The 24,003-nt window shown below is 59.7% G+C and carries 22 protein-coding genes and 2 pseudogenes; 5 read left to right on the top strand and 19 right to left on the bottom strand.

Annotation, left to right across the window (positions count from 1 at the left end; all coding sequences use genetic code 11):
- The first annotated feature begins 8 nt into the window (after positions 1-8).
- From ACIGJB_RS33290 to tfdB, 3 genes are all read left to right on the top strand, one after another.
- Positions 9-746, top strand: coding sequence for a dienelactone hydrolase family protein (locus tag ACIGJB_RS33290; protein ID WP_223995859.1), 738 nt, complete (start codon positions 9-11; stop codon positions 744-746).
- Positions 743-1,807: a maleylacetate reductase gene (locus tag ACIGJB_RS33285; RefSeq protein ID WP_011178383.1), complete on the top strand. Its 1,065-nt coding sequence runs from the start codon at positions 743-745 to the stop codon at positions 1,805-1,807. The genes ACIGJB_RS33290 and ACIGJB_RS33285 overlap by 4 nt, the downstream gene beginning before the upstream one ends.
- Before the next feature lie 344 nt (positions 1,808-2,151).
- Positions 2,152-3,948 (top strand): 2,4-dichlorophenol 6-monooxygenase, encoded by a 1,797-nt coding sequence (gene tfdB / locus ACIGJB_RS33280; protein ID WP_011178382.1) that lies wholly within the window; start codon positions 2,152-2,154, stop codon positions 3,946-3,948.
- A gap of 353 nt (positions 3,949-4,301) precedes the next feature.
- Here tfdB and ACIGJB_RS33275 read toward each other — a convergent pair.
- The 5 genes and pseudogenes from ACIGJB_RS33275 to ACIGJB_RS33255 form a co-directional block, all read right to left on the bottom strand.
- Positions 4,302-4,501, bottom strand: a pseudogene (locus ACIGJB_RS33275) (IS30 family transposase); the annotation flags it as partial.
- A gap of 541 nt (positions 4,502-5,042) precedes the next feature.
- A complete protein-coding gene (locus ACIGJB_RS33270; RefSeq protein ID WP_232292905.1) occupies positions 5,043-5,639 on the bottom strand; it encodes a hypothetical protein in 597 nt (198 codons plus the stop codon).
- 52 nt (positions 5,640-5,691) lie between these two features.
- Entirely contained in the window at positions 5,692-5,955 is a 264-nt protein-coding gene (locus ACIGJB_RS33265; protein ID WP_007180432.1) for a hypothetical protein, read from the bottom strand.
- Positions 5,952-6,314 carry a hypothetical protein gene (locus ACIGJB_RS33260; RefSeq protein ID WP_156903410.1) on the bottom strand — a complete coding sequence of 121 codons (363 nt, stop codon included), beginning with the start codon at positions 6,312-6,314 and terminating at the stop codon, positions 5,952-5,954. Before ACIGJB_RS33260 ends, ACIGJB_RS33265 begins: the two co-directional genes overlap by 4 nt.
- Positions 6,311-9,337 (bottom strand): Tn3 family transposase, encoded by a 3,027-nt coding sequence (locus tag ACIGJB_RS33255; RefSeq protein WP_007181927.1) that lies wholly within the window; start codon positions 9,335-9,337, stop codon positions 6,311-6,313. The genes ACIGJB_RS33260 and ACIGJB_RS33255 overlap by 4 nt, the downstream gene beginning before the upstream one ends.
- A 143-nt stretch (positions 9,338-9,480) precedes the next feature.
- Between ACIGJB_RS33255 and ACIGJB_RS33250 the strand changes: the two genes are divergently transcribed.
- The gene (locus ACIGJB_RS33250; RefSeq protein WP_007180429.1) at positions 9,481-11,172 is read left to right on the top strand and encodes a site-specific integrase; all 1,692 of its coding nucleotides are present in this window, start codon (positions 9,481-9,483) and stop codon (positions 11,170-11,172) included.
- An 82-nt stretch (positions 11,173-11,254) separates the two neighbouring features.
- Here the strand turns inward: ACIGJB_RS33250 and ACIGJB_RS33245 are convergent.
- The 8 genes and pseudogenes from ACIGJB_RS33245 to ACIGJB_RS33210 form a co-directional block, all read right to left on the bottom strand.
- Positions 11,255-11,992: pseudogene (locus tag ACIGJB_RS33245) on the bottom strand (ArsB/NhaD family transporter); the annotation flags it as partial.
- Positions 11,992-12,249: a CBS domain-containing protein gene (locus ACIGJB_RS33240; RefSeq protein ID WP_483735226.1), complete on the bottom strand. Its 258-nt coding sequence runs from the start codon at positions 12,247-12,249 to the stop codon at positions 11,992-11,994. The pseudogene ACIGJB_RS33245 and the gene ACIGJB_RS33240, both read right to left, overlap by 1 nt.
- Positions 12,250-12,267: 18 nt before the next feature.
- A complete protein-coding gene (locus tag ACIGJB_RS33235; RefSeq protein ID WP_483735225.1) occupies positions 12,268-12,477 on the bottom strand; it encodes a CBS domain-containing protein in 210 nt (69 codons plus the stop codon).
- Complete coding sequence (locus tag ACIGJB_RS33230; protein WP_483735224.1) at positions 12,474-13,886, bottom strand: FAD-dependent oxidoreductase; 1,413 nt, start codon at positions 13,884-13,886, stop codon at positions 12,474-12,476. Before ACIGJB_RS33230 ends, ACIGJB_RS33235 begins: the two co-directional genes overlap by 4 nt.
- Positions 13,883-15,685 (bottom strand): arsenical pump-driving ATPase, encoded by a 1,803-nt coding sequence (gene arsA, locus ACIGJB_RS33225; protein ID WP_003799986.1) that lies wholly within the window; start codon positions 15,683-15,685, stop codon positions 13,883-13,885. Before arsA ends, ACIGJB_RS33230 begins: the two co-directional genes overlap by 4 nt.
- A 40-nt stretch (positions 15,686-15,725) precedes the next feature.
- Complete coding sequence (gene arsD, locus ACIGJB_RS33220) at positions 15,726-16,091, bottom strand: arsenite efflux transporter metallochaperone ArsD (protein ID WP_003799984.1); 366 nt, start codon at positions 16,089-16,091, stop codon at positions 15,726-15,728.
- A gap of 40 nt (positions 16,092-16,131) precedes the next feature.
- Positions 16,132-16,611: an arsenate reductase ArsC gene (locus ACIGJB_RS33215; protein WP_012387025.1), complete on the bottom strand. Its 480-nt coding sequence runs from the start codon at positions 16,609-16,611 to the stop codon at positions 16,132-16,134.
- Positions 16,608-16,985: an ArsR/SmtB family transcription factor gene (locus ACIGJB_RS33210; protein WP_003799982.1), complete on the bottom strand. Its 378-nt coding sequence runs from the start codon at positions 16,983-16,985 to the stop codon at positions 16,608-16,610. The genes ACIGJB_RS33215 and ACIGJB_RS33210 overlap by 4 nt, the downstream gene beginning before the upstream one ends.
- Before the next feature lie 186 nt (positions 16,986-17,171).
- Between ACIGJB_RS33210 and ACIGJB_RS33205 the strand changes: the two genes are divergently transcribed.
- A complete protein-coding gene (locus ACIGJB_RS33205; RefSeq protein ID WP_003799980.1) occupies positions 17,172-17,735 on the top strand; it encodes a recombinase family protein in 564 nt (187 codons plus the stop codon).
- A gap of 55 nt (positions 17,736-17,790) precedes the next feature.
- Here ACIGJB_RS33205 and ACIGJB_RS33200 read toward each other — a convergent pair whose 3' ends face one another.
- The 6 genes from ACIGJB_RS33200 to ACIGJB_RS33175 form a co-directional block, all read right to left on the bottom strand.
- Positions 17,791-18,006: a hypothetical protein gene (locus ACIGJB_RS33200; protein WP_483735223.1), complete on the bottom strand. Its 216-nt coding sequence runs from the start codon at positions 18,004-18,006 to the stop codon at positions 17,791-17,793.
- A gap of 174 nt (positions 18,007-18,180) precedes the next feature.
- Complete coding sequence (locus tag ACIGJB_RS33195; protein ID WP_483735222.1) at positions 18,181-18,882, bottom strand: ankyrin repeat domain-containing protein; 702 nt, start codon at positions 18,880-18,882, stop codon at positions 18,181-18,183.
- Positions 18,883-18,965: 83 nt separating this feature from the next.
- On the bottom strand, positions 18,966-20,270 hold the full coding sequence (locus ACIGJB_RS33190) for a hypothetical protein (RefSeq protein WP_483735221.1): 1,305 nt from the start codon (positions 20,268-20,270) through the stop codon (positions 18,966-18,968).
- An 11-nt stretch (positions 20,271-20,281) separates the two neighbouring features.
- Complete coding sequence (locus ACIGJB_RS33185) at positions 20,282-20,794, bottom strand: hypothetical protein (RefSeq protein ID WP_483735220.1); 513 nt, start codon at positions 20,792-20,794, stop codon at positions 20,282-20,284.
- A gap of 36 nt (positions 20,795-20,830) precedes the next feature.
- On the bottom strand, positions 20,831-22,606 hold the full coding sequence (locus ACIGJB_RS33180) for a DNA cytosine methyltransferase (RefSeq protein WP_483735219.1): 1,776 nt from the start codon (positions 22,604-22,606) through the stop codon (positions 20,831-20,833).
- Between the two features lie 12 nt (positions 22,607-22,618).
- Positions 22,619-23,107, bottom strand: coding sequence for a hypothetical protein (locus ACIGJB_RS33175; RefSeq protein ID WP_483735218.1), 489 nt, complete (start codon positions 23,105-23,107; stop codon positions 22,619-22,621).
- Between the last annotated feature and the right edge of the window lie 896 nt (positions 23,108-24,003).

Raw genomic sequence — 24,003 nt, 5'->3', positions numbered from 1 at the left:
CGCCTCGAATGCAACTGCGCATGTGTAACTGGAGACTAAATATGTTATCAGACGGCGTTGAGATCACGTCGCGCTCGGGTGGTCGCTTTGGTGCCTACCTCGGAAAGCCGACGACGGACTCCGCACCCATCGTCGTGATCGCGCAGGAGATTTTCGGGATCACGCCTTTCATAAGAGAAACCGTGGAATGGCTCGTTGGTGCGGGCTTTGGTTGCGTGTGTCCGGATCTGTACTGGAGACAGGCGCCGAATATCGAGCTTGATGCAAACGTACCATCGGAACGGGAACAGGCGCTTGCGTTGTTTCGCGACTTTGACATGGAGGCAGGAGTCAATGACCTTTCATGCGCCATTGAATACGCTCGTGCGCTCCCTTTCTCGAACGGTCGTGTCGCTGTAGTCGGGTACTGCCTGGGAGGTGCGCTGGCGTTTGATGTGGCGGCGCGATCATTGGCCGATTGCTCAATCGGCTATTACGGCGTGGGACTTGAAAAAAAGGTCTCACTGGTGCCAGCTATTACACGACCGGCGATGTTCCACATGGGTACCAAAGATCACTATGTCACAGAAGAGGCCCGTAGCATTCTCGAAGAGCATTTCGGTCGAAACAAAAATCTGAGTCTGCACTGGTATCCAGTGGGGCATTCATTTGCACGGTCATCCAGCCCAAATTTCGATCAGGCGGCGACAACTGTGGCCAATGCTCGGACGCTCGAACTGCTTGCAATGTTGAAGGACCCTTCATGAAGAAGTTCACGCTTGACTACCTGAGCCCGAGGGTCGTCTTCGGGGCGGGCACTGCTTCTGCATTGCCAGATGAAATAGGACGCCTTGGCGCACGCCGGCCCTTGGTATTAAGCAGCCCGGAACAACGCGAGTTAGCGAAGGATATCGTCCGTCCGATAGGTGACAGGGTAGCTGGATATTTCGATGGCGCGACGATGCATGTTCCCGTCGACGTCATCCAGAAAGCCGAGCGGGCTTTTAACGATACTGACGCCGACTCAATCATCGCGATCGGGGGAGGATCGACCACCGGACTCGCAAAAATCCTTTCGATGAACCTTGACGTCCCAAGTCTGGTTATACCAACGACCTATGCCGGTAGTGAAATGACTACCATTTGGGGTGTCACGGAAGGCGGAATGAAGAGGACCGGCCGCGACCCCAAGGTGCTACCGAAGACCGTGATTTATGATCCATTGCTCACGGTCGATTTGCCGCTTGCTATCTCGGTGACGAGCGCCTTGAATGCGATCGCTCACGCCGCAGAAGGTCTGTACTCGGCCGACCTCAATCCCGTTCTCGAGACCATGTGTAAGCAGGGCATATGCGCCTTGTTCGATGCAATCCCGCGCCTGGTGGCAAAGCCGACTGACGCCGAAGCGCGTACGGATGCCCTTTTTGGGGCATGGATGTGTGGCACTGCACTGTGCCACTTGGGCATGGGGCTACATCACAAACTCTGCCACACGCTTGGGGGAACCCTTAATCTTCCCCACGCGGAGACACATGCAATCGTACTACCACACGCACTGGCATACAATCTGCCGTACGCCGCGCCAGCTGAGCGACTGCTTCAGGAAGTCGCCGGCAGTAGTGACGTCCCGAGCGCGCTATATGATCTCGCCAGAAATGCTGGAGCACCACTCAGTCTCGCCGAAATCGGTATGCGGCCTGAAGATATTCCGAGGGTACGCGACCTCGCGCTAAGGGACCAATATCCGAATCCGCGTCCGCTGGAATCGGACGCATTGGAAACATTGTTAGTCAATGCGTTTCGTGGGCGAAGACCGGATTTCAAATAATGTGACCTGCACTCCGCGTTTAGTACGGTAGCGGTGAAGAGCCCGTTCCAAAGTCGACATCGGGTCTTCAAGCTAAAGCGAAGCACATGAATTTGCATCCACTGTTCCTTGTGGAGCATCGCCAGCCTTCGCGCGAAAAAGGCCGACTGTACTGGAGGTGGCTCGGATTTTCTTTGCGCGAAGTGGCTCATTTTTACTTTGCGCGCAACAAAGGCTCTTCAGCCTTACTATTCATCGCGCGTTAAAGACGGTGAAGTTTAAAAAATCGACTTGGCCGAACGCGAGATGAACAATCCCTGTTTCTTCTCACAAAGAGAGAGACATAACAATTGACGGAGGAAGACATGGCATTGACGATCGAAACCGACGTGCTGGTCGTTGGCACCGGGCCGGCGGGCGCTTCGGCGGGGGCACTGCTTGCGCGATACGGTGTCAGGACGATGCTCATTAACAAGTACAACTGGACGGCTCCGACGCCGCGTGCCCACATCACCAACCAACGCACAATGGAGATCCTGCGTGATCTCGGTCTCGAAGCTGAAGCCCGCCTCTACGCCGCGCCGAATGACCTAATGGGCGAGAACACCATCTGCGCCTCGTTGGCCGGCGAGGAGTTCGGTCGGATTCGCACCTGGGGGACGGATGTTCGCCGGCGCGCCGATTACGACGAATGTTCGCCGACCTCCATGTGCGACCTGCCACAGAACTATCTCGAGCCGATTCTCGTCAAGTCGGCCGCACTCGACGGCTGCAAGGTGCGCTTCGACACAGAGTATCTTGGACACGAACAGGATGCTGACGGCGTGTCGTCGCGCTTGCGCGATCGTCTGAATGGCGAAGAGTTTACCGTCCGGTCGAAATATCTGATCGGCGCCGACGGCGCCAACAGCCGCGTCGTGTCAGACCTGGACCTGCCGCTCGAAGGTACCATGGGCAAGTCCGGTTCCATCAACTTGCTGTTCGAGGCTGATCTCGACCGCTACGTCGCGCATCGTCCATCGGTCCTTTACTGGGTCATCCAGCCCGGCTCCGATATCGGCGGTCTCGGCATCGGCGTGGTGCGCATGGTCCGGCCGTGGAACAAATGGCTGGCGATCTGGGGGTACGACGTCGAGCAGGGCCCGCCGGAGATCTCGGAATCCTTCGCCCGCCGCATCGTCCACAATCTGATCGGCGATGACAGCGTGCCGCTGAAAATTGAGGGCATCTCGACCTGGACGGTCAACGACATGTACGCGACCCGGTTGCAGCAAGGACGGGTCTTCTGCGCCGGCGACGCGGTCCACCGGCATCCGCCGACCAACGGACTCGGCTCAAACACCTCCATCCAGGACAGCTTCAATCTCGCCTGGAAGATCGCCATGGTGCTGAACGGCACGGCCGACGAGAGCCTGCTGGACACCTACACGATCGAGCGGGCGCCGATCGCGAAGCAGGTGGTCTGCAGGGCGAACAAGTCGCTTGAGGATTTCCCGCCGATCGCGATGGCTCTGGGGTTGCCGCAGGCCAAGAGCGCCGACGAGATGAAGAGCAACATGGCTCGCCGCAAGGAACCTGGGCCCGAGGCGCAAGCGCAGCGCACGCGGTTACGCGAGGCCATCGCCGGGACCAATTACGTTTACAACGCCCACGGCGTCGAAATGAATCAGCGTTACGACAGTCCCGCGATCGTGGCAGACAATTCGCCGGACGAAGTCTTCCGCGACGTCGAGCTCTATCACCAGGCGTCGACGCGGCCTGGAGCGCCCATGCCGCATGTCTGGGTCTATGCGAGTGGTGATGGACACCGTATCTCAACAAAGGATCTCTGCGGGAAGGGCAACTTCACTCTCTTTACCGGGATTGGCGGCGCAGCCTGGCAGGATGCCGCGGCGGCCGTGAGCCGGCAACTCGGGGTGGCAGTGACGGTGCGCATCATTGGGCCTGGCCAGGCCTACGAGGATCATTACGGCGACTTCGCGAGAATTTCCGAGATCATCGACACCGGCGCCATCCTGGTGCGGCCGGATTTCCACGTCGCCTATCGGGCGACGTCCTTGCCGGCCGATGCGGCAGGCGACCTCGTGTCCGCCATGAGGCGGATCCTCGGACGCCAGTCAGAGAGGTCGAGCGCGCTGCGCGTTACGTCTCGAGCTATATAAGGAGTGGCGTCGCGATCTATTCGAGGTGAGACGGAAGCGCTCACCTCGGGTTGCGGGAGGGGAAGCGTGATCTTGCGCAGCGTGAGATGGCGTGTGGCGACGCGGGAAGGTTGTCGCGCGATTAAGGCAAGGCGGTGCGCAACGACGTGACGTGTTTTCTGGACCGGACGTAACTGCAGATCATCTAATTTGGGAAGTTCGTACCGGTGTCGACCGCCTTGCTGATGATGCTATTAAGCACGTGAGCAGACGACGGGCCGGTGCAGCCAACGTTGAAAAAAGAGCGCTTGATTGCAATGTCGACGACACGATCTACATTACTGTCATTTGAATGACCGCTTGCTCGTGCGGATTCAACCGGTGGATGCAACAGTTTGCTGAAATCGTTCGGCGGGCGTTCCGTGGTTCAGGGTTTTCCTCGGTCGCCCATCCAGCCGCCTCGCCACGGTATTGAGTAGCCAATTGGTACACCGAAATGTAGGTGCCGTTGGGGATGTCTCGATAGCCCGTTCGCATTTTCATTCGACCCGCGCTGCCAAGGATGCTGGGGGTTCAGTAACTGCAGGCTGAACTGCGCCAGGTGAACCAAACGCTGATCGTCAAGCAAAATGAAATAACCCAGTTGAACAGAGAAAGCGCGCGGCTCGTCGCCGAAGCCGGCGTCGCGACAAGGCATCTACGCGAGCTGCAAGCGCACAGCAAGTAGTTACAGAATACGTTGAACCAGTCGCTCGCCGACCACGCACGCACCAAGGCCGAGCACGATGCGCTGCTAACACCGCGAGGACTGAGGCGACTGAACTGACGCGGCTGCGCGAAGCACGTGAATCGCTGACCGCCGATCTGACGAAGCTCACAGCGCAGTTCGACGAGCAGCAGTTGCTCGGGGACTATCGGATGCGTCTGGGCCTCACGGACGCGGCGGGATGAAAGCGCCAGATTCCGCATCAAAAGGATGGGGATCTACGCCGGAACCCCAGAAAATTCCGTCGTTCCACATTGTGAACATTAATCGGCTTATTCCAGCCGAAGAATGTTGGAGCGACGTCCGGTGAGTGACATGACGGTCTCGGTCACACGGACCATCAGGACCGTTACGCGGGGCCCAGTTCGATTACATTGTGGGACAGGTCGAGACAATCTTCGCAGTCCCGGCAAACCCAGTGCAGCATCGGCCCGACCGGATCTGGATGGTCGCTGAACGTTGTCAGCGCCGCGTCGTACTGAGCATCGGACGTGCTCGAGCGCAGTATCCGCTCGAGATTAGACTCGATGCTGTCCAGGCTGCATTCACCGATGCCGGACTTGAACACCGTCACACCGCCTGACGGGTTGACCGCGAAGAAGAAAAACGCCTTCGTGTCGACCATGTGCGACAGGATTGTCCTGGCGATGAAGTTGCTCGGATTGATCAGCGCATTGAAGATGCGGTAGCCGTAAAACTCTAAGCCGAAGTGTACGACCTCGAAGTCGTCGGTGCCGCGTATCGAGTGGCCAAAGTTGAAACCGCTGCGTGTTACGTCGTTCGGAATGTCATCCACCGGCCGCAGTGCCAGGCAAGCATAGTGCGTCTGGCCCTCGGCCACGAGTCCCATCGCAAAGCAGGGCGCGCGCTCGGCCAGCAAGGCCTCGACAAAATTCCGGTTCATGCGGAGCGTTGGCAGCATCGGGCATCCTTCATCGTGAATCAAATCAACATTTGCCGACCTGGCTGTGCGGTGCGTCGACGTCGAACATCAAAGGCTATACATCGTCGAGCTCGAACAGCGCGCGATCGGCGGGCCGCGACAGATAATCGTCCATCATCGCGCGGAAATCGGCTTCATCCCACTCGCCGCGATCGACACGCCGCAGCAACGCCTCGCCGGCCAGCATGATCTTTCGCTCGCGATCCGCGCGCGTTTGCTTGACCTGCTGGCGCTGCGCCTTAGCTGCCGCTTTGCGGGCTGTTTTCAGCTCCTGCAGCTTTTCGTCTGTCGCATCGAGACGACGTTTCAGCATGTTCATTCTGGCGTCCTGTTCGAAGAAGCGGTTTGCGCGGGAAACCGGCGCGCCGGCGTGCGCCGGTTCGTTACATTCGCGCCGTACTGTCGCGCCCAGGTGCGTACCGAGGGAGCGATATCGACTAACGTCGGCGGCATGTTCGGCAACACATCCATCGTCCAGCCACCCAGCCGCTTTGGCGCAATATACGCCGGTCGCCAGCTGCCGTCGGCCAGGATATCGATCACGAACAGCGACGTGCCGACGCTCAGTCGCCAGGTGTTGACCACGGCTGGGGGTAAAGGATTACCTGGTTGTGGCATCGTATTCCACCGTAACAGGAATAAGGGATTCCAAGCCAGAACCGCCGAAAATTCGATCACTCCAATTCGAGCCCTGCAATGAGCGCGTCCAGGTCGATTTTGTTGTCGCTTTGAAAAGTGTAGTGCCCGTTCAAAAGGATATGCCGCCAGGCTGCCGGTGATATCTGCGTAAGCCGCGCCAGCGCCTTGGCGTTGCCACTGGCCTCCCATTTCGTCAGTAGATGCGACAGAATCGCCGAGTTGTAAAAAATGATGACGTTGGCGATCAGCCGGGCGCACTGGTTGCTGATCTCGATTTCGATGTCGGTGCGGCCGGTCAATTCCTTCTTGCCGCCGACCTGGGCGATGGTCGAACGAAGCTGATGGTAAGACTCGAGGCGGTTTTGGGAGCGATGCACGTTTCGCTCGAGCTGCGGGTCGCGCAGGTAACGCAACGTGTAGATGGTACGAATGAGCTTATCGAACTCAAAAATCGCGCGACGTGTCGGGTTTTCCTGCGAGTACGTACATAGTTTGCGGATCAGCGAGCCCTGCGTGATCTCTTTGAGGCCCAGCGTGGCGACGATCTGATCGATATTTGTCTTCTCACTGGTGATGAGCTGCCGATCGATTTGTCCGATCGGCTGAATCAGGCATTTCTCGTACAGCGCCGGGTCGTCGATACAATACAATTCCTGCAACTGGTCATCGAGGTTTGTGAAGCGAGGCTCGAAGCGCAACCCGAACCAATACAGGATAGCGAAGTTGGCTTTGTTGATGCTGTGCATGTCGCCGGTGATCGCAGTCGGCACTATATCCGACGTGTTGCGATACCAGATGTCGAACACGTGATGCGCCTCGTACTCGTGCGCGCCGATTAGGTAGCCGTTCAACGGGACATGATTGCACAGCAGCGTGTAGGCGACGACGCCTTTGCCTCGTCCGAAGTATTTGCGCGAGTAACGCGCCTTCACGGTCGGTCGCTCGACGCCGAATTTCTGCCCATCGACGGCGCTGTACAGCGCATCGAGATCGAACGAGTAGTACGGGAAGATCGGCAGCGCGGCGATGGCGTTGCTGATGCAGTCGTTGGCCGCATGCAGCGTCGCCTGACGCAGATACTGCTGGTAGGTGCTATCCAGAACGTGGTACGGAATGTCGCTGGTGCGCGCCATGACATGGTTGCCATGGTTCATTGCCTGAGCGATGATAACCGCCATCAGGCTATCGGCGTCCGCTACCTTCTTCGCGTAGCGCGGCTGCAATGGCGTCAGCGCCGACAGGAACTGGCACTGGCCGTTGACGAAGCGGAACACGTCGGCAACATCGCAGAATGGCAGTTGCTCGTAGAATGCCTGCTCACGCACCTTCTGGTTCTCGGTTTTCGGTTTGCGCCAAATCAGCTTCTGCGTATCCTTGTCGTATTCCAGGTGCGTAAGCTTGCCCTGTTTCAGCTCTCGGTTGAAGGCCAGCCATTGTGCATGCAACTCGGCCGCTAACGCATCGAGTTGGGCATCGATTGGCTGCTGCAGGAACGGGATCTCCATCTGCGCCAGCGCGTCGGCCTTCTCGTTCATCGAAACAAGCTCGTCGGAGAAGTGACGATGTTGCAGACTGTCGTCGAGATAGATCTCTCCCGACTGGAAGCGCTTCCGGATCTGGCGGTACAACCAGAATTCGTAGCGATCGGCGTGCAAACCGGTCGGCTGACCATCAGCGCCGAAGATCAGCAGGTACGGTCGCAGGCGCTTCGGCAGCGTGGCCGCGGGACATTCGGCGAGCGGTCGTTGTGACAGGCGCTGCTGTTTGGCGAAGGCCCCCTTGACCCAAGCCAGCGCCGCGAGCCACGGGTTGTCTGGGGAGGTGCCGACGAAGTCGAGCTCGACGTACAAGGGGCGCAGGTGACGGCGAATACGTTTGGCTAGGCCGTCCACCGCCAACCAGTGTAGTGCCAGTTGACTCAGCGGCTTGACCGTCATGCGTTGCGCCGTGTTTTGTAGCACATCTTTGGCCATGATTTTATAGGCGCGCTGACGCACCTCGCCGAACGGCGTCGGATCGGCTACGCTGTCGTCCACATAGAGCGACAACAGGCGGCCGATCTGCGGCGTTTCCCGATGGCGTTTTACTTGCTCGGCGATGAGTGACTGTTTCGCGCCCGCGCTGCTTTCTTCCTCGAGCTGCTTCATGTGGAAGGCCATCGCATCGACCAGGTTGTCGGTGAGCTGTCGGAAGCGCACCCAGGCGTAACACAGCAGGTAGAGCTGCGCCTGATCCGCCTTCAGGTTGCGCAGGTCGTGGACGGTATAGAAGTTCGCCAGGCTTGCGTAGTACAGCACGTTCTGCTGCGAGATATCCAGCCGGGGCAGCAGCGTCCTGGCGATTTCGTGCAACGGCTGCAGCGTGCCGCGCTTTTCGCGTTCGCGGACCATCTGACGCCAGCCGAAATTCTTGGCATCCTGTTTCAGCGCCGCCAGTTTCGACAGAGTATCATCGCGCACCAGAAGTTGGTCTAGCGCGGTTTGGGTCAATTCGTCCAATACGCCGGTGAGCAGGTCGCCCAGCCGCCGACGTTCGACGGACAGGGCTTCGCTGACTAGCTCTTGCAAGGTCGTGTAGCCGGGCCGGATCATCTTGTGCTCATTGAGCCACACGATGAGCTCGGCGGCGACGAATCCCGGTGTCACGTCGCGACGTACGATCTGCGCGGCCTGCTGCATGAGTTGCGGCAGGAAGGCGGCCACCCACGGTCGATAGCCGTACAGTTCAGCGATCTGTTCGCGCTGGGCGTAGTACTCGTGCCGGGTGATCGGCTTGCGTTCGAACGGCTCGCCGTGGAAATAGCGGCTCAACACGAAATCGTAATCGTCCTCAACCTCGTCCCAATCGAAGCGGAAGAAGGCGTGCTTGGACTTGAAGTAGCCAATCTGCAAGATGCAATAGACCTGCGCGGGTATGGAGGGCCGGCTACTGGCGAGCGCCAGTTCGGATTCGGTCAATGCCAGGTATTCCAGCCGCTGCGCATCGTCGAAATCAGGCAGGCCATACAGGGCTTCCTGTTCGGCGTCGGAAAAGACGCTGAGCAGCTTATTCTTGTTGATCATCGACCATCCTCTCCACGCAACGTCAGATCCTTCAATTTTGTGATATCACGACATGGGGTACGACAGAAATATTGAACTCCCGCATTCTACAGAGATAAGCTTTATTATCTCTGTGGCATTGTTTCCATATTAAACTCGATGACATGAAAACGCGCCCCACGAGCCCGTCCGCCGCCGACATCCCGACCGACTTTCCTGATGCTGATGCACTGGCAGCGCTGCGTGCCTGGTACGAGGGCGCATCCTCGCGTGAGGCGGCACACCGGTACATGCAAGATCGGCTCAGCCACAGCCAGTCAGCCCGCGGCGTCATCGGCCAGATCCGCCGGCAACTGGCACTTTATGCCCGTAACCGACAGCGGGCAGATCTGGCCACGCTGTTCGAATGCCCGGCCCAAAAGCGTATGCATCATGCGCGCGCCACCACGCAGGCTGTCGAGCTACTGCGCATCATGCCTGCGCCAGCTCCGCAGATCGGCGACGACATTGCGCACTGGCTGCCGAATCGCGCTGCCCGCACCCTGCACGCGGCCGGCATCCGGACCCTGGCCGATCTCACGGTACGGATTCCGCGTCGCCGGCAGTGGTGGACCGTCATTCCGGGTCTCGGGCCGGCCAGTGCAAGAAGGATCGAGGCCTTCTTTGCCGCGTACCCGGCGCTCACGGAGCGGGCCCGCGCACTGATCATCGCGGATCGGCAGTCAGTCGTGACGCCTTGGGAGCAACTACGGCTACCGCACGAGATCGACGGATCCGCCGGCGCCTTCCGCGCACCGGTGTCGGCCTGCATCCTCGGCGTCGACAACGATTACGACGCTATCCAGGCATGGCTCGCGTTGCACGAATCCCCGGCCACGCAGCGGGCCTACCGCAAGGAAGCCGAACGGCTGATTCTCTGGGGCATCGTTGCTCGCGGCAAGGCGCTGTCTTCGCTGACCACCCGGGATGCCACCGACTACAGGGCGTTTCTGCGCAGACCTACACCGCGAGAACGCTGGGTCGGGCCACCGCGGCCGCGCACATCAACGGACTGGCGCCCGTTTGTCGACAACCTCTCGGCCCGTTCGATTGCGCATGCGCTTGCCGTGCTCAGCGCCATGTTCCGCTGGCTGGTCGAGCAGCGCTACGTCGTGGCCAACCCATTCTCCGGCATCAAGGTACGCGGCAGCAAGCGCGCCATGGCTCTTGAAACCTCGCACGCTTTCACCGAAGGAGAATGGATGCTGACGCGCACCATCGCCAACGGGCTCGAGTGGTCGTACGGCTGGCAGGCGCCCGCTGCGCAACGGTTGCGGTTCATGCTGGATTTCGGCTACGCAACGGGACTGCGGATCAGCGAACTGGCTGACGCCACACTGCGCAGCATCGAAGTCGACGCAGCCGGTGATCACTGGCTGCACGTGGTCGGCAAGGGCGGCAAGCCAGCCCGCGTTACCCTGACACCCCTAGCGCGCACAGCGCTGGACCGATATCTGCAGGAGCGGGGGCTTCCTGTCAGCCGTGCTCACTGGAATCCGACCACGTCCCTGATTGGCAGCCTTGACGACGCCGATGCCGGCATCAAGCCCTTGCGGCTGTGGGAAGTCATGCGCCGGTTTTTTCGGCTCGTCGCGCAGATTATCAAGAACGACCATCCGGTGCTGGCTGAAAAGCTGCATCGGGCCTCTCCGCACTGGATGCGGCACACCCATGCGACCCACGCGATCGCCAGAGGGGTTGAGCTGAGCGCCGTACGAGATAACCTGCGTCACGCGTCGATTTCGACCACGTCGATTTACTTGCATACCGACGATGTAAAGCGGGCACGGCAGTTCGGGCAGGCATTTACCGACTGAGTTACTCGCTCGGCACGTCAGGCAACAAACCGATTGACGTTCACAATGTGGAATGACGGAATTTTCTGGGGTTCCGGCGTAGAACCCCGACATGTTCCAGCCCGAAAAAGCCAACCAGCAGCAGCGCCAATACCCACCAACCGGCCTTGAAGGTGGCGCTGTCAAGAATCGCCTCACGCGGGTTTTTTAGTTGCATAACATCGTAGTCTTTCGGGATGTCGCGGCGAAAGAACCACATCAACATCGCCAGGGTGGCAGCGACGGCGACGATGTTGACCGGCACCATGATGGCGGCATACTCGGTGAAGCCGATCTTGAAGAAATCGGCTGAGACGATGTTGACCAGGTTGGAGACGACCAGTGGCAGGCTGGCGGTATCGGCAATAAAGCCAGCCGCCATCACGAAGGCCAGCGTCGCCGCTGGACTGAACCTGAGCGCCAGCAGCATCGCCATTACGATCGGTGTCAGGATCAGCGCCGCGCCGTCGTTGGCGAACAGTGCCGCCACGGCCGCGCCCAGCAGCACGAAAAAGGCGAACAGCCTGCGTCCGTTACCGTTACCCCAGCGTGCCACATGTAGCGCCGCCCACTCAAAAAAACCGGCTTCATCAAGCAGCAGGCTGATGATGATGACGGCGATGAAGGTGATGGTGGCATTCCAGACGATACCCCAAACCGTTGGAATATCACCCAGATGCACCACGCCGGCTAGCAGTGCCAGTGCGGCGCCCAGCAGGGCACTCCAGCCCACACCCAAACCTTTCGGCTGCCAGATGACCAGTACGATGGTGGCGATAAAAATTAAAAAAGCGGTCAACATTAGCTCAGTCCTTGCTCATGGGGTTGAAGATATCCGCGGTTGCTGGCCAGTCGCTTGATCAAATCGAAGCGCGAGATGATGCCGATCAGCCGCTCGTTTTCGATGACGGGCAGAGACTTGATGTTGTGATCCGCGAGCAGACGCGCGGCCACGGTGACATGGTCTTCGGGCGCCACGGTAAGGACTTCCCGCGTCATGACCTGCGCGGCCGTGCGGCCCTCGGTCTTGTCCGTCTCGGGTGTGCGCCGGCGAAACACAGAGCGGTAGAAGTTCTCCTACCAGACCGATTCGCGCGGCTCCAACCGCTCGTCGGCGGCGCGATGGACCAAATCACCCTCGGTCACGATGCCGAGCAGACGTCCCTCAGTATCGGTGACCGGAACGCCGTTGATGCGGTGTTCAATCAAGATGCGGGCGATTTCCGCCACAGCCGTCTCGGGCGCGATTTGTATCGGGTTTGGGGTCATCAGGTCGCGAACTTTCATGGTGTGCTCCTTCCTAAAATTTGTGGGTCGATGGGCGGTGAACAACTTGCCACTTCGTTTTTCATCACGCTCGTCCAGGCCTGCGCGCCCATCTGCACCGCGTCCCACGGGCTGCCGAAGGGCGGTGTGTAGCTGAGATCGAGATCGTTCAAGTCTTCGACGCCCATGCCGTGGAACAGTGCCGTTGCGAACACGTCGATGCGTTTCGACACCTCCGAGCGCCAGGGGCCGAGGATCTGCGCGCCCAGGAGCCGGCCAGTCCGGCGATCACCGGTCACCCGGACGCGGAGCTTCTGCGCTCCAGGGTAGTAGGCCTTGTGATCCCAGGTTTCAGTCTCGATGGTGACGGGATCAAAGTCGGCCGTGCGCGCCTCGGCTTCGCGCAAGCCCGTCCGTGCGATTGCCAACTCGAACACTTTCACGGTTTGGGTGCCGACCGAGCCCGCGAACAGACGCTCCCCGCCTACCGCGTTCTCGCCGGCCACACGGCCCTGTTTGTGCGCGGTCGTCCCGAGTGGCAGGTACGCTGGCCGCTGGAGTATCCGATGCCAGGTCTCGGCGCAGTCGCCGGCGGCCCAAATGCCGGGTAGCGTGGTTTCCATGCGCTGCGTGACGCGGATGGCGCCAGAGGGCCCCAGCGCAATCCCCGCAGCGGCGGCTAGGGTGGTGTCGGGTCGCGCGCCGGTGGCGACCAGCACCAGATCGGCAGAGGCGGTAAACCCGCCCGAACCCGATACCGTGAGACCACGCCGGTTATCGGCGGCTTCGATTCGTTCCACGGTGCAACCGACCACGACGCGCACGCCATGCCGTGACAGCTCCTCCCCGATCAGCCTACCGAACGACGGATCGACGCTTGGGAACACGGGATCGGTATGGCTTACGAGTGTGACATCGATCCCTCGATGCCGCAGCGCGTCGGCCATCTCCACGCCGATGTAGCCAGCGCCAATAATGATGGCCGAGCGTGTCTCGCCGCCCATGAGACGGCTATGGACAGCGAAGCCATCTCCCATGGTGTGCAGGAGATAAACGCCGGGGAGATCGAGGCCGGGCAACCCTTGGGGACGGACTGGGACGGCACCGGTCGCGATGACCAGGTGGTCATAGCGCAACGTCTTCACACTGCCGTTCGCCCCGCGCACGACATCGACCGTCTTGGCCGCTGGATGAACCGATACGGCCCGATGGTTCGTCAGGATTTCGATTCCGTCGAACGCGGTGCGATGGGCAAGCTGCCGGTGATCCGGCGTCTCGCCGCTGAGGTAAAAGGGCAGGCCGCAGATGCTGTAATTCGGGTACTCGTCGGCCAGTAGAACCGATACCTTGGTTTGGGGATCGAGCTCGTGAGCCCGCAGCGCCGCGCTGATGCCCGCATCGCTGCCGCCGATGATGAGCAGACGCGTCATAGCGCCACCTTTTGATGTTTCGCGCCGCCAAGGCCGAACCCGTTCCGCGGCTCGACCAAGGCTAGCAAGGGTTCGATGCCAATCGGTTCTTCCGCCTGCATCGGCACCAGGGCGACGCGTTTGGTGTAGCGGGTGCGAACCGCCTCGATCTGGGTCAGCTCAAACGCGGCCCGCCGCTTCAGCAAGGGTGACGCGGTTGGTGCGGCGGACAGGCTGTTGTTGATCAGCCAGGCCCACGGCTCAATGCCAGCGCGGCGCAGGTCTTCCTGTAAATTGGCTGCTTCCAGCACCGGCGTGGTTTCCGCCAAGGTCACAATCATCACCTTGGTGCGCGCCGGGTCCTGCAACTGCATCATCGGCGTGGTGTAGCGCACGTTCGACTCGGCGTGACGGGCCACTTCGCGGTGATAAGCCCCGGTGGCGTCGAGCAGTAGCAGGGTGTGGCCGGTTGGTGCGGTGTCCATCACCACGAACTTTTTACCGGCCTCGCGGATGACGCGCGAGAACGCCTGGAACACCGCGATTTCTTCGGTGCAGGGCGAGCGCAAGTCTTCTTCCAGCATGGCACGGCCTTCGGCATCGAGATCCTTGCCTTTGGTGACCAGCACATGCTGGCGATAACGTTCGGTCTCCGCCTGGGGGTCGATGCGGCTGACTTCCAGGTTGTCCAGCGAACCGGCCAGCGTGTCGGTCAGGTGTGCGGCGGGGTCAGAGGTTGTCAGATGCACGGGCAGGCCGCGTTCGGCCAGCGCCACCGCCACCGCAGCCGCCAGGGTGGTTTTGCCGACGCCGCCCTTGCCCATCATCATGATCAGGCCATGGCCCGTTTCAGCGATCTCATCAACCAGCGTCGACAACGGCGGAAGGTCAACGGGTTTGGCAGGCGCACCGGCGACGACGGGCGCAGCCTCGTCTCGATCGGAGAAGAGGCTGCTCAGCGCCTCGACACCGACCAGGTTGAATGCCTTGAGCGGCAGTTGATCGAGGGGCAGGTCGCGCAGCACGGCGGGCATGTTGGCGATGGCCTCCTGTTCACGGCGATGGATGGCAGCGGCCAGCGCGTCGTGAACGGCTTCGCTTTCCGGCAGCACACCGTTGATGACCAGGTTCTGCCTGGACAGGCCGATGGCGGCCAGTTCCTCGTGCGTGCGTGCGACCTCGTCCAGCGTGGTTTTCTGCGCGCGGGCGACCAATATCAGGCGCGTGCGCTCAGGGTCGGACAGCGCCTTGACCGCTTCAGCGTAACGCTGGCGTTGCTTTTCAAGACCTGCCAGCGGTCCCAGGCAGGACGCTCCTTCCGGATTCTTCTCGATGAAGCCGCTCCACGCGCCCGGAAGTTGCAGCAGACGGATGGTATGACCGGTCGGCGCCGTGTCGAAGATGATGTGATCGTAGTCGGCAATCAGTGTCGCATCGGTCAGCAACGCGGTGAACTCGTCGAAGGCCGCGATTTCGGTGGTGCAGGCTCCGGAGAGCTGTTCTTCGATACCTTTGACCACGTCGTCTGGCAGAGCGCCGCGCACCGGGCCAACGATGCGTTCGCGGTATTGCTGCGCTGCCTGCTGTGGGTCGATTTCCAGGGCTGATAGCCCCGCTACGGTGGAAATGGTGGTGATTTTGTTGCCGATTTCCTGGCTGAATACCTGACCGACGTTGGACGCCGGATCAGTGCTGACCAGCAGTATTTTCTTGCCCTGCCCGGCCAGATGAATGGCGGTGGCGCAGGACAGCGAGGTCTTGCCGACGCCGCCTTTGCCAGTAAAAAACAGGAAAGCGGGTGGGTTTTGTAGAAAAAGCATGATGAAGTCCTTTTAAATAATGAACCAATGATGAACGGGGTCAGCAGGTGCGGCTGCCGCCACCGCAGCAGCCGCCAGACGGGGTTTTCATGGACGGCGCAGCCGCCAACCCAGCCCAGCGGACCAGCTCATCGCGGGTGGGGTAACGCCCTGCGAGGGCCACTTCACCATCGACCAGGATCAGTGGCAGCGCATCCTGACCGGAGCGCTGCAAAAAACCTTTTACGGTCGCATTTTCGGCAAACATCTGTGGCTGCTGCGCCAGGTTGTAGCGTTCGATGTGCGCGCCGTTCTGCTTCGCCCAATCAACATCAGCAGCAAAAGTCACCAAGGCTTGGTCAACCTCCACGCCGCAGACGCCGGTGCTGCAACACAGCGATGGGTCAAACACTTCGATCTTCTTCATTTAAACTCTCCATCAAGTATTCAAATATAAGTCAAAAAAACTACGCCGAAAGCACCCCAATCCGATCCAGTTCCGCCTTCAAGCGTGTCCGGTCGTGCGCAAGTTGCGCCAACGGCAGCGCGTGGAAGGCTTCGATGCGACGCCGCAAGATACGGTAGGCCGTCGTGAACGCGGCTTCGATTTCCGCTTCGGTCCCTGTGGCATGAGCGGGATCGTCAACACCCCAATGCGCACGCAGTACCGAGCCAAGATACGCCGGACAGGTTTCCCCAGCAGCATTCGAGCACACGGTGATGACCACATCCGGAGCCAGCGGCAGGTTGTCCCACGATTTACTGTGCAGTCCGTTCGTGTCGATACCTTCACGCGCCAAGAGCGCCAGGGAACGCGGATGGACGGTCCCGGTCGGCTGACTTCCCGCACTCATCGCTTTCCATCCTGTCGGAGCCAAGTGGTTAAAGGTCGCTTCCGCCAATATAGAACGGCAGGAGTTACCGGTACAAAGAAACAGGATATTCATGTTATCGCTTTCGTTGGAGTGGGTGACAGGGCGGGCAACAGTTCCTTGGCGCAGTTCGAGGCAGCAACCATTTCTACGCATTTAGCGGGACTGCCAGTGCAACACTCATCCGTGAGGTACGCGATCAGATCCAACATCAACGGGATGTCCGCTCGGTAACGCTGGAAACGGCCCTCTTGCTCAACCGTCACCAGGCGAGCTTGTGACAACGCCTTCAGGTGAAAGGAGAGGTTGGCCGGCGGTATATCCAGCGCGTTAGCAATCGCGCCTGCCACCATGCCGTCCGGCCCCTTCTTGACCAACAGCCTGAACACGTCCAAGCGCAGGCCCGATGAGAGGGATTCGAAAATTGATGTTGCGGCTTGCTTTTCCATATTTAAATAATACTACAACCATCAAAATGATGCAAGTGCGTTGACCTGTCTGCTTAGACTATGCCCTAACCGGACGTCAGGACAGCCTACCCAGAAACGTCCGGATAGACTCCATCGCTTAATTTATTGACACAAGCTGCGCAAGGTCATAGATTTATTCCTGACACTTTTCTGTTTGGGGGCATCTTGCAAGGTCAACGTATCGGCTACGTCCGGGTCAGCAGCTTCGACCAAAACCCGGAGCGGCAACTGGAACAGGTCGAAGTCGGAAAGGTATTCACCGACAAGGCATCGGGCAAGGACACCCAGCGCCCGGAACTTGACTCGCTGCTGGCCTTCGTGCGCGAAGGAGATACGGTGGTGGTGCACAGCATGGATCGCTTGGCCCGCAACCTCGATGACCTGCGCCGCCTTGTGCAAAAGCTGACCAGGCGCGGTGTGCGCATCGAGTTCGTCAAAGAATGCCTGACCTTCACCGGTGAGGATTCGCCGATGGCGAACTTGATGTTGTCGGTCATGGGCGCGTTCGCCGAGTTCGAGCGAGCATTGATCCGCGAACGGCAGAGGGAAGGCATCGCGCTCGCCAAACAGCGCGGAGCTTACAGGGGCCGCAAGAAAGCGCTTTCGCCCGAACGCGCCGCTGAACTTCTGCAACGCGTCAAGGCCGGCGAACAAAAGGCAAAGCTGGCCCGTGAATTTGGCATCAGCCGCGAAACGTTGTACCAGTACCTGCGCGAAATTGGAGCTTAACGTGCTTAATTTTCCGTTTTCTGAGACGACCCCCATACGTGCGACAACCGAAATTTCAATCTCTGGATCCAGAGTGTGAATCCGCGTCCTTGTCTTCGGGAAACGTCACTGCTTGCGACGCTGAGAAGCCGAGACCGGGCGCGTACACAACGCTGATTCCACCGCGTAGCGTGGCGCCGTTGTTAATTGCCACCTGTACCGAATCCTCAAGCGACCGGACCGCCGTTGCCGCCCGATCGGTGACGTTGGACGTCAGGACTTTGTATTTCATATCGGACCTCAAAGGAACCAGGATAGGCGCAACAGCGCGCCGTATATACAAGACTGCGTCAGTCGTCTTGAAGCCGGAGTGTCACCTGGCCGCGCATTCTTATGCCAAAAAAGCAGCTGAGGATGCGCCATAAAATTGCGTGGATGCGAGGGAGGTCTTCATTCTCGCTCCAGGTCACATGCGAAGTGATGGCCGTTGGGAATCGGTAGCCCGTTCGGTAGTGGCCGAGCCCGAGCGAAAGCGCGCTAGCGCCGAACTGGTCAGTGCTGCTGCGCGTTCCTTCAACCAAGCGTCGGCTGACTTCGCGAAGCCAAAGGTCCGCTTGATGAGATCGGAAGGCGTCACGCCACTCTTGCTTTCTACATCCGGGTCCGCACCGGCCATCACCAGGGCCTTCGAGTTTGTGATGCTTCGGCTTGCCGCAAAGTGCAATGGCGTGTGGCCATACGCGTCTCGAGCATCGATCTCGGCGCCGTAGTCGATCAACGCCTGAAGGACCTCATGGTTGTCATTCAAGGCAGCCTTGTGGAGTGCCGTTGCACCCTTGGAAAGGCCCGGATACTCCTTTTCCATCTTCGCCATCACCGTAGCCCCCGCCTCGATCAACATGTGCACACTCTTCGCGTCCTTTGCCATGTGCAGTAGCGGCATCCCGTCCACTATAGCGCGCACGCTCGCCCCCTTGTCAATGAGGTGCTGCGCCAGCACGTGGTCCTGATTCAGGATGGCATAGGCCAGGATCGGCGTACCCCGCCACAGGGAGCTTTTTACATTTGCGTCAAAGCCGCCCTTCTCCATCAAACGCAGGATCTCGTCCCGATCACCCTCGATGGCCGCTTCAAACAGTCTGTCTTTCGTGGTCTTGAACATCTTCATCCTTCAGCTCAGTAAGTGCAGGTCTATGAGTTGGTTACAGCGAGACGGCGACCACTTGGCCGCCATGTCGGTACTCGAAATGCTCATGAATGACGCACGCGTGATGCCAGACGCTGCTCCGTCAGTTCTTCTGCTGCGCTGGCCTGGACCGCATTCCATGCCGCAGGGAAGGCCTCCGGGAATGCTGCAAGCGCGTCAAGGCTGTACCACGCCTCATCGAACTCCCCGGATTCGATCTCTTCAGGCGATATGCTTACGTCATAGGCGGCCTCGCCAGTCACCAGGAGGATCTCGGCATATCCGCTAGCCCATGTGAAGTCGCTCGACCCTTTACGGAACTCAATCAAGATCGAGTCCCCGACAAGCGCATTCGCGCCGGCTGTGTCCGCGAAGGCGTCGAGCGGGACGCTGGGGTACTCCTGATACGCACACCAATACTCTCCGTCATCGGCAATGCGGACGAACGGCATAGGGATCGCCGCGGACCGTGCTGACGCGGGGGCGTTGCTATTCCACCAATCGCTCAAGATGCGTAGCGCGGGATGCTGCTCGCACCAACCCCGCACCCCGACACCACCTGATGCGAACTCACTCCCCTTTCCGAAGGGAAGAGTTCGCGCCAATTCGACTGCCTGCAGGAAGACGTGAGCTGGCATCGCCATTGCGGCGTTCGCACGATGCACCTCGTTGCCTGTCGCGAAGGTTGCCACATGACGGACCTCATGTGATTGCATGGTTTCGAACTCGTGGATGCTCCACAGATCCGAGATTTTGACCGCGGGCAACGAGATAGGCTCTGTGATTGTTACCCGGCTAGTACCTTGATCAAAGGATACGACCGCCGTGGTGCCAGAGTCCCGGCGTGCCACGGAAAGCTGCTTCGGCTCCAGGATCGAGTACGGGGAGCGCTCGACCGGGGCGATCTTGCTCTTAAACACGCGCCCCCAGCACGCTGGATCCATGGTATAGGTACGACCGTCGCCTGGCAGCAGGGAAATGTCGAAGCGATGTTCCACCTCAACTGGCTCCTCGTAAAGCGATTCAGATGCGAAACGCCACGTAAAGCATAGATCCAGTCGATCCCTACCCTCCGGAATCGGTACGATCCAGCCATACCGGATCTCGGGGCTCCCGCCGACAAAGTAGTTGGTGTTCGGTAGAGGTTGCCGGACAAGGACCGTCCCGTCAGCAATATCGGGGATGGCCTCGGATGAAACCGAAAGGTGCACATCTTCGAGCACAACCGGGTTGTAAGTTCCGACTGGCCGCAGGAACAGTGGCAGGACATGAAGCACCCTTCGATCAACGTCTTGCTCCGGGACCACGCTGCCATCTGCCGCGACCAGTTTGTGGGTTCCATCCTCCTGCATTGCCATGGCGTAGCGCATAACTCCCCCCTTTACATGCGCGGGCGCAGAGTCGTGGAGGGCGAAGCGGCATTGGACCTGTCCGCCTCATTGCGAGCATCCAAGGCAGTGCGCGCGAACTGCTCAAACCAGGCAGTAACGAGGGCCTCATTGAGTGCATCGATTGGCACTTGCACTTTCAGCTTACCTGCATCGCAATAGACGACGTCGCTCATGGACGATACGATCATCTCAACGACATTCGCATCCCTTACGGGATGGTGATCCACTGGCTGCTCTCCAGCCCTCGGCACAAAGCGGATGGAAGCTATCGCGCGATCCGACACAGTGTTTTCGTGATACTCGTTCCAGAAAGATAGTTGCGTCATCTGTTCGGCCTGCTCACGCATGACACGATATACCCCTGCTTCGGCAAACCGGGAGCGGACTTGCTCAACGCGCTCCTGCTTTTCCCCCTCGTACCGCCTTGCGGCGGCTTCCACAGCTGCCTTTACATCGCGTTCCTTGGCTTCAATGTCATCCACTACGTTCTTGAATACAGACACTGCTAAATCCTCCCAGATTGGGTTAGAGAAAGGGCATCAGGTCATGCGTGCCCGTGGGCGAGGTGTTACTACCTGGTCGTCAACCGGTGTCGCGTAGTCGGAGGGAAGGGAGCCCTCCACGGCTCGGAACCGCGCAAGTGCACTGGATGCAGCGTTGGCGAGTTCCGCGCGCTCGACAAGCGCAGTACCGTCGCGGTATTGCACCTCCACAATGCTGCCAAGTGCAGGACGCTCGCGAAAGGCCAGTGCGTCGTGCAAGACGCCAACGCCGTCGCGCGTCTGCTGCACAAGCACGCCATCGCCCATCGCGACAATCTGTCCAACATACTTGCCTTCATGCTCGTCGGCGCAAGACAACTCCGCAACAACATGGGCTGCGAGGTCTGCAGCTTCCTGGCTGATGGCGAGCGCTTCCTTGAGCGCAACTGATCGGTTCGCCATCGGGATCTCTGCGCGACCCATTAGACGATTCACTGCGTTGCCAACGTGGTGGCCGACGTCCACAAACTTGTCATAAACCACGGACTGTCCAAGCATTTCGTGCTGGAGGGCAATAGACGCATCGCCAAGCAGATGTTCTGGTGCCCCCTTCATGCGAGCATGTTCAACCGGCGTGAAGAGCCTCATCAGTTCCGGATTCACTGGATGGCGCAGCTTCCAGTCCGTCGACCTTATTTTGGCGTAGCCCTTGGTGATGGTCCCGACATTCTCGGCATCCTCGGTGGCGATTTGCATCTTGAAGTTTGAGCCCTTGCCTTGGTCTCGCTCTTGCTTCTCAACCAAGTATTCAAACTTCTGCCAACGCGGGTCATCGAGCGGAACATCCTCAAGAATGTCTTTGAGCTTTCGCTCGCGGGGGTCGGGGGGCATCAACTGATCAAAGTCGAAATCGATGCCTTGCGTGACCGCAACCATGCACCAGCGCTCGCGGTTCTCCAAGGCCCCCCACTCCTTGCCGCTCATGATGCGCTCGTGGGTCGTGTACCCCAGTTCGCGCAATTGCGTGCGCAGAATGCTCGCGCTGGCCGATGTCGCATAGAGGGGAACGCACTCGAATACACAGATGGCCGGAGCCGCCTTATTGAGCAGAATCAGCGTCGGCACTACCAGGTGGCCCACCTCCGGATGGTCCTCTGGTTGTCCCAGGCCGCGCTTGGCTCGGCCCGCACGACTCGCGCCGGAGCACGGAATGCCGACTTCGAAAATCTCGACCTGAGGCACTTGCGCAAGCCCGCGCTCGTCAAATGCAAGCTCCTGCATTGGCGCGGCCAGCGGGATGGTGTCTTGCGTCCACGCATCGTTATAGGCGGAAGCGTGCTCAAGCAACTCTGGCCGGATCTCGTTGGCGAATTTGACCTCTGACGCAATGCCTGCGCGCTTGAGACCTTCGTGAATGGCGTGGGACATGATTCCGCCGCCGTGCGAGCTGCTCCCGATGCGCAGAGGCTGACGCTCTTCCAGCCGCTGACGAACCCGTTGAAAGCGCTCCACCTTCTTCAGTTCGCTAGCCAGCGGAAGGACGTAGATCGCCCCATCCTTGATCACAACGCGCACCGCGGCCATGCCGTCGAATGCCGCGAGCAGCTCGCGCGAGTTCAGATCGATCACGGGCAACGTTCGACTGCGCACCTTCTTCGGGCTGACAACGCGAGACCCGTCAGGGTTAAGAGTGAGGACAAGGGTGCGTCCCTTCACCTCTACCTCATAGCTCTGTCCGGGCTCGAAGCCGGCGCGCTCCAATTCCAGACCTTGAAACCATACGCGCGGCTTTCCGCGATTGGAGCCAACGCTCTTGATGAAGTAGCCATCCATCTGAGACCTCAATCAATGAATAATCTTTCCGCCTGCGCCATCTACAGGATGCGTGGCATACCGAAACAATGCCGCCTCCATCCGTGCGGAACTAGATGTACCTGTCCAAACCTTGCGTGGCATGTGTTTGGTGATCTCGCGCAAGGCCGCGCAGAACTCTTCCTCAGAGTCGAAGATCCTCTGGTCCACCGCACCAATGCCCGCGGCGTGACCCGCAGCGAGCACTGCCGCTTTGGCTGGCCAGAAGTCTGGAGTGAGTGGGTAGGCATCGCCGTCTGAGCAGTCGTACGCGGTGCATGCAGCGATGAAGTCTGCGGCGGCGACTGATTCGACGAAGAGCAAGCGGCGGGCGGACGCTGGGCCTACGCCGCCATTCCACGCCTCTGGCCCGTAGAAAACGTCGGGCTTCGTGGAATTCGCATCGCAAACATCCTGTTCGAGGCTGTTGGATCCGTCGGTCAGGAAATAGCCCGCTCCGAGATCTACATACTTTGTACTCATGATTGACTGGTCTCCGATATCTTGGCAGTCGGAGTGATGTCGTGTGGCCTCTCGGGCCGGTCAGTTACCAAGCTTCGGCGCCCCAGCCAGCCATGTATTATTTCCGAGGCATTGAGCATCGGTAAGCAGGCAAACAGATAGGCCGGTGACGAGCGGCTGGCTTGAGCGGAAGCTGCCGCGATCACCGCAGAGCCATATCGGTGAAGCACCAGGCGAGCGAAATCGTGCAGCGGGTATCCCGCAATATCGGCCGCGGTCTGCAGTTGCTGTAGATCTGTCGGATGCATTGGGAGCGGCAGCGTCGTAGGCTGGTCGCCACCCTTTCGAGGGGATTGCAATGACATTTTGGGAGCCTTCGATGGGAGCGCCGTTAGCCACAATGTTGTAAAAGCAAGTCGCGCTGGGTTCTGTGGACCTGGACTACGATCTGCTTTGCCCCCGCGCCGGCCAAAAAGCGCGTTGGGTGCCGGCCTTTGAGCACGGACACGATGAGGCCTCTGCCACGGTCGAGCACGCGCAAGAGGGATGGGGCGGAACGGAGACGTTCGGCTATCTTGACGTGGGGGGCCAATACGGCACCACGCGCCGGGTTCAACAGACTCTGGACTTCGCGGCGCTTGCCAGTCGGCCACTGCCCAACAGGAGCCAGATACTCGCCGTTGCGCTCCCAGCAATCGATTAGCCGGTCCGTCTGGACCTGGACAACGGGCCACTCGACCGTATCCGGCATGCCAGGCCGGAAAAGAACACGATCAAACGGTCGATGGGCGCTGTGCAAAGTCACTTCCCACAGCAAGGGTTCAATCTGACACACCATGGCGATTCTCCGCCTCTAAGGTCAAACAGCGGGCGTACCGCTGCCGGTACGCACCAGATAAAAAAAAACCCCAAAGCGG

The sequence above is a fragment of the Cupriavidus sp. C2SS-8b genome (assembly GCF_057073745.1).
Note: the sequence above shows the minus strand (reverse complement) of the source record. Positions and strands in the feature narration are given on the sequence as shown.